The organism is Kitasatospora sp. RG8 (genome assembly GCF_017813315.1).
GTDB lineage: Bacteria > Actinomycetota > Actinomycetes > Streptomycetales > Streptomycetaceae > Kitasatospora.
Window position 1 is genome coordinate 17311 of record NZ_JAGIYX010000055.1, and the last position, 12420, is coordinate 29730.

A 12420-nucleotide genomic window follows, 5' to 3' on the forward strand; every position below is an offset into this window, starting at 1 on the left:
GAGGACAGCATGCCCGAGGACATCAACCCGGAGCCGACCGAGGCCGAGGACGAGGACGTCGACGTCGTCGCGCACGGGGTGCCCGCCGACGAAGCCGTCGAGGACTGGTGCGTCGTCAACAACAGCTCGGCGCTCTGACCTGAACGTCGAGCCATGAGGACCGGGCGGGCCACCCGGTCACCGGCGCCGGTCGCCGGAGTCCGGGCGGCCCGCCCGGTGCCCGCCCGTCGGCCCGACCGCTCCGGCCCGGAGGCCCCGTGAACATCCTGCTCTGCCCGCTCAGTGACGGCGGCTACCTCTACCCGGCGATCGCCGCCGGGCACGAGCTGCGGCGTCGGGGCCACCGGGTCGACGTGCTCGGCCGCTCCTCCGCCGCACCCCTCGTGGCCGAGGCCGGCCTGCCGTTCGCGGCGGCGGAGGACTTCGGCGGCCGGCGGGCCTTCTCCGCCACCTGGTGGGGCCCCACCGGGGCGGCGCAGTACCGGGCGGTCGTACGCGCCGCCCGGCAGGCCCGGGCCGACCTGCTGGTCACCTCGGTGCTGTGCAACGGCGCGCTGCTCGCCGCCGAGACGCTCGACATCCCGGTCGCGGTGATCGGACTCTCCGTCCACCTGTGGGACTACCGCAGCGGCGGCGAGGGCGAGCCGCAGTTCGGCCGGACCCGGGAGAACCGCACCCGCGAGTGCCTGGACCTGTACGCCGCCACCCGGGAGCAGGCCGGACTGGCCGGGCGGCCGTCCCGGTGGGCCTCGCACCGGTCCGCCGGCCCGCTGCTCGGCGAGGCGCTGCTGCTGCGCGGCGACCCCGAACTGGAGCACCCCGGCGCGGTGCTGCCCGAGCGGGTGCACCACGTCGGCCCGCTCGCCTGGGAGCCCGCGGCCGACCGGGCCGAACTCGCGGAGATCCGGGCCCACCTGGAGCGCTCCGGCAAGCCCGTCGTCTACGTCCACCTGGGCCGCTTCTTCGGCGGCGGCTCCCCGTGGCCCCGCCTCAACGCGACCTTCACCGGCGGCCCGTTCCAGGCCGTCGTCGAGCAGGGACGGTCGACCGACCCGCGACCCGCTCCCGGGGCCGACATCCTGCTCGTCCGCAAGCCGTGGCTGGGGCCGCTCGTCGACCTGGCCGGCCTCGTGCTGACCAGCGGCACGTCCGCCCCGGTGCTCGCCGCCCTGCTGCGCGGCCGGGCCCTCGGCGTCTCGCCCAACGGCTCCGAGCAGCCGCTGCTCGCCGGCGCCCTGCTCCGCGCCGGCGTGGCCGTGCACGTCCCGAGGACGGCGGAGCCGGACCCGTCCGGGCGGCTCGAAGCGGCCTGGCGGGACGACGCGCTGCGCGGGCGCGCCCGCGGGCTCGGCCGCCGGCTGGCCGCGGCGGACGGCGCCGCCCGCGCGGCCGATGCCATCGAGCGGGCGGCCAGGCCGTCAGCAACCTCCACACAGAACCGGGAGAACCATGGGTACGCGATCAGCCGGCCTGGACACAGCGGTCGTGGCGAAACTGTCGACGGGGGCGCTGCACTGGACACGCCTCCACTCAGGCTTCCTTGACTCGCCGTCCGGCCGTGCCGAGCTGCCGCTCACCCCGCGGGTCAAGGCCCTGCTGCAGCTCGCCCTGCTGCGCCGCTCCTGGGAACGGGTCGCACCGCAGGACCCCGGCCTGGCGGAGGTCACCGGGACCCTCGGACGCGTCTGGCGCGACCCCGCCTTCCCGCCCCTGCTCGCCGCCGAACCACGCTACGCGTGGCAGTTCCGGCTGGCGTACGGCGCGCTGGCACCCGCCGGGATCACCGACGGCCCGCACCCGGCCGTGCTCGCGGAGGTGGCGGCCGGCGGCCTCCTGACCCCGCGCCGGCAGTCGCCCTTCGGCAGCCTGGAGACCCGGTACTACGCCGACCTCGCCGGGGTCCGGCACAGCCTGCGCCCCTACCGGGAGCTGTACGAGGCCGGCCGGCTGGCCCGACACGGGGACGACCGGCCGCTGGACGAGCTCGACGTCTGCGACGTGACCCACACGGTCTTCCACCTGACCGACTTCGGCTTCCGCGCCCCCGACCCGGGCGACCCGCGCACCGCCGCGCTGACCGGCGCGGCCCTGGAGCACGCCCGCGACCGGGTCTGCCGGCTCACCGAGGCGACCGTACGCCGCGGGGAGTGGGACCTCACCGGCAAGCTGGTGCTCGCGCAGCACTGCCTCGGCCTCGACCCGCTGCGCACGCCGTCCGGGGCGGCCGGGCTGCGGATGCTCGCCGCGGTCCAGTCGCCCGGCGGCGCGATCCCCGGACGGTCCGCCGACGACCGGGCGGACGCGGCGGCGACCACCGTGGAGTTCTTCCGCAAGGCCTACCAGTCGACCGTGGTGACCGCCCTCGCCACGCTGACCGTCCTGCACGGGCGCCCCGACGCGGCGGACCACGCCGAGGAGCGGTCGCCGGCCGTCCGGGGGGCGCGGTGACCCGGGTCCAGGCCGACGAACGCACCGGGCACGTCGCCGGCGCGCGCATCCTCCGCGGCGAGCGGAACTGGTGGTTCCTCGGCCCGGGCGGCGGGCTGGCCCGCCTGCGCGACGGACAGCTGACCGCCGAGGGACAGCTGCGGCCCGCCACCGAACGCCGGCTGCGCGAGCACGGCCTGCTGACCACCGCACTCCCGCGCAGCTACTCGCTGACCGTGCTGACCAGCACCCAGTGCAACCTGGGCTGCGGCTACTGCTTCCAGAACACCGGCCAGGACCCGGACGGCGGCAGCCGGCCGCCGCGGATCGCCCGGACGCGCCTGACCTCGCGGACCATCGGCTCGATCCTCGACTTCACCGACCGGCAGATGGCCGCCGCCGGCGTGGAGGAGCTCCGGGTCCTGCTCTTCGGCGGGGAGCCCCTGCTCAACCCGCGCGGCTGCCTGGAACTGCTGGAACGGGCGGCCGACCACGGACTGGCGTCCGCCTGGATGATCTCCAACGCCACGCTGCTCACCCCGGCCCTGGCCGCCCGGCTGGCCGACCTCCGGCTCCGCTCCGTCCAGGTCAGCTTCGACGGCGACCGCCCCGACCACGACCGGATCCGGATCCGGCGGGCCGACGGCGGCGGGACCTACGACACGATCGTCCGCAACATCGTCCGGGCCTCCGAGGCCTCCCCGCTCCGGTGGACCCTCCGGGTCAACGTCTCCCAGGAGACCCACCAGGGGGTCGACGCGCTGATCGACCGGCTCGCCGCGGAGCTCGACCCCGAGCGGTGCAGCCTGTACTTCGCCCAGGTGGGGGACGTCGGCATCGGCTACGGGAACGACCTCCAGCACACCCGCGACCTGTCGGCCCGCTTCACCCGCTGGCAGCGCCGCGCCCTCGACCTCGGCTTCACCGTGACCCGCCCGCAGGCCCACCGCCCGTGCGTCACCTGCGGCTACGACGACGGCCGCTTCGGCGCGGTGGTCAGCGCGGACGGCACGCTGGCGAGCTGCTGGGAGACCGCGGGCCGGACCGACTGGGAGGTCGGCACGATCTCCGGCGGATACCTGCCCGGCGCGGTGACCAGGGAACGCTGGGTCGGCTGCGAGGACCTCTACCGGCGCGCGGACGACCGGCGCACGCTCGCGGCCTTCCACGACACGGTGGACGCGGCCCTGCTCGACTACCTCGACGAGACGGGGCGCCTGTAGCCATGCCATCGGATGCCATGCCACCGGACCTCCACCGGCTGTCCGCCGGCACCCTCGCCTGGCTGGAGCGGAACCTGGACCGCTTCGACCCGTACGCGGCGGGCCCGGGCCACCCGGAGCACGAGACGCCGTACGCGCAGGCCAAGGCCGCGCTGGAGCTGGCGTTGCTCCGCCACTGCTGGGCCCGGGTGGACACCGGCGACGACCCCCGGCTCGCCCGGGTGACGACGCGGGTCCGCACGCTCTGGCAGCACCCGGACTTCCCCCGGCTCGTCACCGCCGACCCCCGCTGCGCCGCCTACTACGGGCTGGTCTACGCCGCGCTGGCCCCCGACGGCATCGACGACCGGCCGTGCCGGGCCGTCCTCGCCCGGCTGGCCGCCGACGACCTGTCACCGCGGGGGAGGACGCCCTACCAGCGGCTGGAGCTGCGGTACTACGCCGACAAGGCCGGCGTGCGGCACACCGTCGAGCCCTACGAGGAGCTCGTCGCGGGGAACGTCCTCGTCACGCTGCCCGCCGAGGCGGCGAAACGCGCGGTGCCGGACGGCGAGGCGCCGGTCACCGTCCCGGAGGCGTACGCCGTCACGCACTCCAGCTTCTACCTGAGCGACTTCGGCCGGACCGGCGCGGGGCTGTCCGCCGACGCCCTGGCGGACGCGGCGGAACTGGTCCGCCGGCTGCTGGAGCACTGCGTCCGGCGCGACTGGTGGGACCTGGCCGCGGAGCTCCTGCTGACCCAGGTCTGCCTGGGAGTGGAGCCGCTGCGCACCCCCTGGGGCACGGCCGCCGTCGCCTGCCTGGTCCGGGCCCAGCAGAGCGACGGCGCGATCCCCGGGCGGTCGGCCGGCACCCGGGTGACGGCGGACGAGCCGGCCGGGGCGTTCTTCGCGAAGGCCTACCACACCACCCTGGTCACGGCGATGATGACGCTGCTCGTCGCCCCGGCGGGTGCCGCATGACACTCCGGCCGACCCTCACCCTCATCAACCGCGAGTACACCCGCCTCTGGTTCGGACAGGCCGTCTCCTCCGTCGGGGACGCCGTGTTCAGCACGACCCTCGTGCTCTGGGTGGCCACCGTGCTGGCCAAGGGGAAGCCGTGGGGGCCGCAGGCGGTCAGCGGCGTCGTGCTGGCGACCAGCGCCGCCGTGCTCTTCGTCGGGCCGCTCGCGGGCGTCTTCGTCGACCGCTGGGACAAACGCGCCACCATGCTCGGCACCGAGGTGATCCGCGGTGCTCTGGTGGCCGTGCTGACCGCCGTCGCGTTCCTCCCCGCCGAAGACCTCCCGGTCGGGGTGTGGCTCGGCCTGATCTACACGACCGTGCTCGTCCTCAACGCGGCCAGCCAGTTCTTCACCCCGGCGCGGTTCGCGGTCGTCGCGGAGTTCGTCACGGGCGACGCCGACCGGGCCCGCGCGGCCGGCATCGCCCAGGCGACCGCCCAGACCGCCTGGATCATCGGGCCACCGCTCGCCGCGCCGCTGCTCTTCACGGTCGGCATCCAGTGGGCGCTGTTCTTCAACGCGGCCTCCTACCTGGTGTCGTACATCGCCATCCGGTCGGTGGACATCACGCCGCCGGCGCCGGCCGTCGGCCGGGACCGGCCGGGCGCCGAACGCCCCGGCCTGGTCAAGGAGTTCAAGGCGGGCCTGCGGTTCTTCGTGCGCAGCCGGTTCCTGGTGGCGCTGCTGCTGCTCACCGTGGTCGGCCAGCTCGGGGTCGGCGCCCTGTCCACCCTGAACGTCTTCTTCGCCACCGGGAACCTGCACGCCTCCGCCCAGCTGTACGGCTACCTCGGCATGGCGACGGGGATCGGGGGGATCGTCGGCGCGCTGGCCTCGGGCCGGGTGGTGAAGTGGATCGGCGCCCGGCGGACGACCTGGATCGGCCTGATGGTCAGCGGCGCCCTGCTGGTCCTGTACTCCCGGCAGAGCGCCTTCCCCGGCGCCGTGGCCGTGCTGTTCGTCTTCATCCTGCCGATCACCATGCTGAACACCGCCATGGCACCGCTGCTGCTGGCCGCGACCCCGGCGGAGTTCCGGGGCCGGGTGCTCGCCGTGTTCTACCCGGTCACCCGGCTGGCGGCGATGCTGACGGCGGCGCTGGCGGGCTGGCTGGCCGGCAGCGGCCTGCGGGACTTCAGCGGCTCGGTCGCCGGTGTGCGGTTCGGCCCGATCGACACGATCTTCGCGGTCTCCGGGCTCGTCGTCGTCCTCGCGGGCGTCTGCGCGCGGTTCGCCCTCCCCGGACCGGACGCCGCGCCGTCCGCCGACCCCGACCAGGCCCGGCCGGACGCGGACGACGAGCCCGGCGGCACGTCCGGAGGCGAAGCCGGCGCCGCGTCCGGAGACGAGCCCGGCGACCAGTCCGGTCCGGGGCCGGCCGAGCCCACCCTGAAGGGCACCCGGTGAACTGCCCCGCGTGCGGACGCCGGGCCGCCGACGCCGACCGGTTCTGCGCCGGCTGCGGAGCGCTGCTGGCGGCCGGCGCCGCACCGCGCGAGACGCGCAAGAAGGTGTCCATGCTCTTCCTGGACATCGTCGGCTCGACCGCGCTCGCGGAACGCCTGGACCCGGAACCGCTGCGGCAGGTCATGGACCGGTACTTCGCGAGCTGCGGGGCCTGCATCGCCGAACACGGCGGGGTGGTGGAGAAGTTCATCGGCGACGCGATCCTCGCCGTCTTCGGCGCCACCGTCGCCCACGAGGACGACGCGGTCCGGGCGGTGCGCGCCGCCACCGGGGCGCTCGCGGCGCTGGCCGGGCTCACCGCCGAACTCAGCGCCGAGTACCAGGTGGAGCTGGAGGCGCGGGCCGGCATCTGCACGGGCGACGTCGTGGTGATCACCAGGCCGGGGGACGACTTCCGGGTCGTCGGGGACGCCGTCAACACCGCCGCCAGGCTGCAGACGGCCGCCGGGCCGGGCGAGGTGCTGGTCTGCGCCGACACCGCGGCCGTGGTGCGGTGGCAGGTCGGCATCGAGCCCGTCGCACCGCTGCGGCTGAAGGGCAAGGCCCGCCCCGTGCCGGCCTGGCGGGTCACCGCCCCGGTGCTGGTCGCCGACGGCCCCGGGCCGGTCACCCCGTTCATCGGCCGGGACGACGAGCTGGAGGAGCTGGAGCGCAGCTTCCGGCGGGCCAGGCAGCGGCGGCAGGTCTGTCTGGCCACGGTGGTCGGCGTTCCCGGGATCGGAAAGTCGCGCCTGGTGCGGGAGTTCCTCGCCACCCTGCCGGACGGCGAGGTCACCGTGCTGTCCGGACGCTGCTCGCCCTACGGCCGGGGGATCACCTACCGGCCGCTGGCCGAGATGCTCGGCTCGCTCCCCGGCGGCTGGCCGGCGCTCACCCGGCTCCTGGAAGCCGGCCCGGATCCCGCCGGCCCTGACCCCGCCCGTTCCGTTCTCGCCCCTTCCGCTCCCGCCCGCCCCGCGCCGCCGGGCTTCGAACCACCGGGCTCCGAGCCGGGCGGCGCGGCGTCGGCGCACGGCCTCGTGACGCACACCCTCGGCCTGGTCGTGGACCAGGACGGCAGCTCCGGCGGCCAGGTCGGCGTCGAGGACATCGCCTGGGCCGTGCGCCACCTCCTGGAGGCCCTCGGCCGGTCCAGGTCCGTCGTCATGGTCTGGGACGACCTGCACTGGTCGGAGGAGACCCTGCTGGACCTCATCGACGAGGTCGCGACCTGGCTGCACGACGTCCCCGTCCTCCTGCTGTGCGTCGCCCGCCCCGAACTGCTGGACATCCGCAGCACCTGGGGCGGCGGGAAGCCCTGCGCGACGACGCTGGAACTCGGCCCGATGACCGGCGACCAGACGGCCGCCCTGGTGGAGCAGCTGGCACTGCGGGGCGAGGTCTACCCGCAGGACTACCAGGAGGTGAACAGCCGGGTCGCCACGCTGTGCGACGGCAATCCGCTCTTCGCGGAGCAGCTCATGGACGTCTTCGCCGAGACCGCCCCCGGCAGCCAGATCCCGCCCACGATCCAGGCGATGCTGGGTGCCCGGCTGGACCAGCTGCCCGGCGCCGAGCGCAGCCTGCTGGAGCTCGCCGCGGTGATCGGGCGCGAGTTCACCCGGGACCTGCTCCGGGTGATGGCCGAGGCCGACGGCATCGACCCCGCCGCGACCGACGAGGCGATGGCCAGGCTGGCCCGCAGGCGGGTCCTCGAACGCGGCCCGGCCGGGACCGTCCGCTTCGCCCAGGCCCTGCTGCGCGACACCGCCTACGAGTTCACCCCCAAGACGCGTCGCGAGCGCTGGCACGACTTCCTGGCCGAGTGCTACTCCCGCGAGCACCCGCAGGACGCGATGGCCGTCGTCTACCACGTCGAGGCCACCAGCCGCCTGCGCAGGCAGCTGCGCCCCGGCGACCCCCAACCGCCCGCGCTGGCCGGGCCGGCGGCGAACACCCTGATCGCGGAGGGCATGAACGCCCTGGCCCGCAAGGACCTGCCGGCGGCCGTCCAACTGCTGGAACGGGGGCGCGCGTTGCTGCCCGACGGCGACCCCCGCCACACGGCGCTCGCCCTGCACGTCTGCGATGCCGGCCTCTGGCTCCAGGACGAGGAACGCTGCCGCGGCGCACTCGCCGCCGCCGAGGCCGCGCTGCCGGGGGACCGCCGCGCCGCGGTCACCTGCGCGATCCAGCGCGCCATCGTCACGCTCCGGCTCGGCCTGGCCCCGGCCGAGTCCGTGGCGGCGGACGCGGCGGCGATCGCGGCGGCACTGGAACGCGACCCCGGGGACGACCTCAGCCGGTGCCGGCTGCACCAGCTCCAGGCCCACCTCGAACTGATCGCGGAGCGGACGGCCTCCGCGGAGGCCTCGTTCGGCCTCGCGCTGAAGCGGGCCCGGGCCATGAACGACCGCTACGAGGAGGACCGGCTGCTCTGCGCGGTCTGCGAACTGGCGCAGTGGGCACCGACGCGCGTCGCCACCGGGCTGGAGCTGTGCGCCATGCTCTCCCACCGGTTCGCCGCCAGCCGGACCCTGCTCATCCCGGTGCTGGTGACCAGGGCACACCTGGAGGCGCTCGGCGGCGACCTCGACGGCGCCCGGCACACCCTCGCCGACGCGCTGACGTACTCCCGCGACGTGCACCTCGACCTGGCCGACGCGGTGGTGCTGGACGCCTCCGGCTTCGTGGAGTCGCTGGCCGGTGCCCACGACGTGGCCGAGGCGCGGTACCGGCAGAGCCTCGGCGTGCTGCGCACCACCGAGCACGCCGCGGACTCCCGCAACACCGAGGTCGCGATCGCCAAGGAGCTCTTCGCCCAGGGCCGGGTGGCCGCCGCCGCGTCGGCCCTCGACCGGCTCGACCTGGCGGGCGAGTCCGAGAGCGTGCGGGTCAGGCTCGGGACGGCCGCGCTGCGCGGCCGGATCGCGTCCGCCCGGGGGTGCCACGAGGAGGCGGTGGCGGAGGCGACGGCGGCGCGGACCCTGGCGGCCGGCTCGGACGACCTGTGCCTCACCGGGGAGACGCTCTTCGATCTGGCGATCGTGCTCAGAGCGGCCGGGATGACCGGACGGGCGACGGAGGAAGGGGCCGAGGCGTTGCGGAGGTTCGAGGCGAAGGGTGCCACGTTGCCGGCCGGCCGGGTCCGCGAGTGGCTCGGTGCGGGGAGCGCCGGTGGTGCCATGGGCGGCGCCGGTAGTGCGGGTGCCCGTGGATCCGGTGGTGCCCGTGACTGACGTCCCGCCGTGGCGCAGGCCGCCGCGCGACCACTTCCCCGGCGTCCCCGCGTGGAGCATGCCCGTCTCCGCGGTGCCGCAGGAGCCCTTCGACGTCAGCCCGCTCGGCCCGGTCACCCAGGAGTGGGCCTGGGGCGGTGCGGACGGCTCCGGGGTCCGGGTCTGCGTGCTCGACAGCGGTGTCGACGCCGACCACCCGCTCGTCGGCGGGATCGACGGTGCCCTGGACGTGATCCCCGGCGAGGACGGCGACCTCACCGTCGCACCGACCGAACCCGGCGACGCGGCGGGGCACGGCACGGCCTGCGCGAGCGTCATCCGGTCCATCGCCCCGGCGGCGTCCCTCACCTCGGTACGCGTCCTGTCCAGTGGCCGGCACGGCAGCGGCGCCGCCCTGCTCACCGGACTGACCTGGGCCATCGAGGAGGGGTTCGACGTCATCAACATGAGCCTCTCGACGACGAAGCCCGACTTCCGCGACGCCCTGCGCGACCTGTCCGACCACGCCTACTTCCGGCGCTGCGTCATCGTCGCGTCGGCCCACAACATGCCGGTGCGCAGCTACCCGTGGCCGTTCGCCTCGGTCATCTCGGTGGCCAGCCACGACAGCCCCAACCCGATGACCTACTACTACAACCCCTCACCACCGGTCGAGTTCTACGCACGGGGCGTCCGCGTGCCGGTGGCCGGGCCGGGCGGCCGGCAGCTGCTCAGCACCGGGAACAGCTTCGCGACCCCGCACATCGCGGGCATCTGCGCGCTCATCCTCAGCAAGCACCCGTCGCTCACGCCGTTCCAGCTCAAGTCCGTCCTCTACCTGGCCGCCGAGAACGTTGCCGTACCCGATGGAGGTGCGCGTGTCGACTGACCCGCTGGAAAGTGCCGATCTCCCGCAGCGCAGACTGCTCCAGTCGATCGTGGAGGTCGCCCGCAGCGTCTTCGGCGCGGCCGCCGCCTCCGTGCTCCTGGTGGACCAGGCGAACGGGGACCTGGTCTTCGAGGCGGTGGCGGGCGAGGGCGAGCAGCACCTGCTGGGCACCAGGTTCCCGAACGGCACCGGGATCGCCGGCTGGGCGATGGTGTCCGGCCAGCCCGTGGTGATCGACGACGTGGCGGACAGCCCCCGCTTCTCCCGAAGAGCGGCGGAGTCCACGGGCTACGTGCCGCGCAGCATCATGGCCGCCCCGCTCATCTGCGAGGGCGACTGCGTCGGTGTGCTCGAAGTTCTGGACCGGGACAGCCGGCAGCGCTGCGACCTCGGCGACATGGCCTCGCTCGGGCTGCTCGCGACCGAGATGGCGACGGTGCTGGAGCTGCTCGTCCAGCTCCGGTCACGGGACGCCGACCTCGGCGCCCGGGCCGCGAAGGACCGGACCGCGCAGCTCGACCTGTCCCTGCTGGAACGGGTGGCGGAGCGGCTTCCGCTCGCCTCCGAGCAGGTGGGCGCGACGGTGACCAAACTCCTGGTGATGGCCGACGAGCTGCTCGCCGGCGAGGCGACGGCCGGCGGACCGAAGGCGGGCGAGCAGACGGCGGGTGGACCGAAGGCGGGTGGACCGAAGGCCGCGGGGTCGGCCGGCGGGCGGGGCCTCGGTGACGGGTGACGCCGGTGGCTGACGCCCGTGCGGCCTTTCTCGCGCAGCTCGCGCAACCCACCCAGGTCGTCGACGTCAGGCCCCGGCCCGTGCCGTGCGTGGTACTCCTCAGCCGCGCGTGCGACGCGGACCTGGACGCGGTGCAGAACCTGCTCGGGGCCGAGGGAATCCGATGGGCCCGGCTGAACGCCGACGAACTCGTCGCCGCGGACCTGGTCGTCGCCCCCGACGGCCGGGCGGCCCGTCTCAACGGCCGCTGGCTGACCCCCACCGTGACCTGGATCAGGCACTTCGCGGTGTCCGCGATCGAGAGCACCGGGGACGCGGCCCACACCCTCTTCCTACGGGAGTCCTGGCAGGCCGCGGCCGGCCAGCTGGCCACGATCGCCCGGACGGCGATCCACCCGGACCGCCCCGGACTGCTCTCCCAGCTCCAGACCGCCCGGCGCCACCGGGTCGCCGTGCCGCGCACGATGCTGACCACGGACCCGCGCCGCGCCCGTGACGAGTTCGACTGCCCGCGGCTGGTCGTCAAGGCCGCACACCACCACTTCGTCGAGTCCGCGCCCGGCCGGCTGAACGGCGTCTTCCCCGTCGTCGTCGACCGGCACGCCCTCTCCGCCGGGCCGAGTCCCGGGCCGCCCGTGATGGTGCAGGAGTACGTCGAGCACGAGGCCGAGCTGCGCGTCTACTACGCGGCCGGCCGGATCCACGCCTTCCAGGTCGGCAAGGACGCACCCGCCGACCCCTGGCTCGCCCCCGACCGGCTGGACGTCCGCCCCGTGGCGCCGCCCCCGGCGGTGGTCGCCGCCACCAGGACCCTCGCCACGGCGATGTCGCTCCGGTACGGCGCGTTCGACTTCCTGATCAGCGCCGGCGAGCCGGTCTTCCTGGAGGTCAACCCCGACGGCGACTGGCGCTGGGCCGAGCAACGGACCCACACCGAGCCCGTCACCGCCGCGGTGGCCGCCATGCTCGCCGACCTGCACCGCGAGGGGTCGCCGTCGCCGGGGGAGTTCGACCTGCTCGGGTTCCTGTCCGGGCCGGGCTTTGCCTGAGCGGCCGAATAGGCGTAGTGTTACCTGGTCGCTCGACAGGGAGCACCGGACACGCATCGGCGCGGACGGTCCCGGAGCGGCCAATCCCTAGAAACACCACTTCCCGGTTCGGGCTGGGTCGTGCTTTGCCTTTTTCGGCAACGCGGCTCGGGTCTTATTCGGCGTGTCCGTTTATATGGATTGCGGCCGGATTCGCTTCTCGGAGCGGGGATGGGCTAGAGTTTGAAACGTCGGACGGGGCGTCAAGCCGCAGAAGACACCAGCGAGTTGGATGAACGAAGCGCCGGAAACGGAGCGGAGTACATCTGATAAGCTTGAAACACGAAAGAACGAAGCGCCCGGAGGGCCCGCTGGAAGGCGGTCCGAAGGAAGTGTCCGTTCCTTGAGAACTCAACAGCGTGCCAAAAGTCAACGCCAGATATGTTG

The 12420-nt window shown here is 74.6% G+C and carries 10 protein-coding genes; all 10 read left to right on the top strand.

The window, feature by feature from the left end:
* The first annotated feature begins 9 nt into the window (after positions 1–9).
* Positions 10–138 (top strand): hypothetical protein, encoded by a 129-nt coding sequence (locus J5Y04_RS43095; protein WP_256463626.1) that lies wholly within the window; start codon positions 10–12, stop codon positions 136–138.
* Between the two features lie 119 nt (positions 139–257).
* Entirely contained in the window at positions 258–1544 is a 1287-nt protein-coding gene (locus tag J5Y04_RS40015) for a glycosyltransferase (protein WP_307853550.1), read from the top strand.
* Positions 1486–2448, top strand: a complete 963-nt coding sequence (locus J5Y04_RS40020; RefSeq protein WP_307853551.1) for a hypothetical protein — start codon at positions 1486–1488, stop codon at positions 2446–2448. Before J5Y04_RS40015 ends, J5Y04_RS40020 begins: the two co-directional genes overlap by 59 nt.
* Entirely contained in the window at positions 2445–3650 is a 1206-nt protein-coding gene (locus J5Y04_RS40025) for a radical SAM protein (RefSeq protein ID WP_209417462.1), read from the top strand. Before J5Y04_RS40020 ends, J5Y04_RS40025 begins: the two co-directional genes overlap by 4 nt.
* A gap of 17 nt (positions 3651–3667) precedes the next feature.
* Positions 3668–4612, top strand: coding sequence for a hypothetical protein (locus J5Y04_RS40030; RefSeq protein ID WP_209417463.1), 945 nt, complete (start codon positions 3668–3670; stop codon positions 4610–4612).
* A complete protein-coding gene (locus tag J5Y04_RS40035; RefSeq protein ID WP_209417464.1) occupies positions 4609–6063 on the top strand; it encodes an MFS transporter in 1455 nt (484 codons plus the stop codon). The genes J5Y04_RS40030 and J5Y04_RS40035 overlap by 4 nt, the downstream gene beginning before the upstream one ends.
* Positions 6060–9341 (top strand): AAA family ATPase, encoded by a 3282-nt coding sequence (locus J5Y04_RS40040; protein ID WP_209417465.1) that lies wholly within the window; start codon positions 6060–6062, stop codon positions 9339–9341. Before J5Y04_RS40035 ends, J5Y04_RS40040 begins: the two co-directional genes overlap by 4 nt.
* Positions 9334–10209 (top strand): S8 family serine peptidase, encoded by an 876-nt coding sequence (locus tag J5Y04_RS40045; RefSeq protein ID WP_209417466.1) that lies wholly within the window; start codon positions 9334–9336, stop codon positions 10207–10209. The genes J5Y04_RS40040 and J5Y04_RS40045 overlap by 8 nt, the downstream gene beginning before the upstream one ends.
* Entirely contained in the window at positions 10199–10945 is a 747-nt protein-coding gene (locus tag J5Y04_RS40050) for a GAF domain-containing protein (protein ID WP_307853552.1), read from the top strand. Before J5Y04_RS40045 ends, J5Y04_RS40050 begins: the two co-directional genes overlap by 11 nt.
* Positions 10946–10950: 5 nt before the next feature.
* Positions 10951–11994 (top strand): RimK family alpha-L-glutamate ligase, encoded by a 1044-nt coding sequence (locus tag J5Y04_RS40055; RefSeq protein WP_209417468.1) that lies wholly within the window; start codon positions 10951–10953, stop codon positions 11992–11994.
* Positions 11995–12420: the final 426 nt, after the last annotated feature.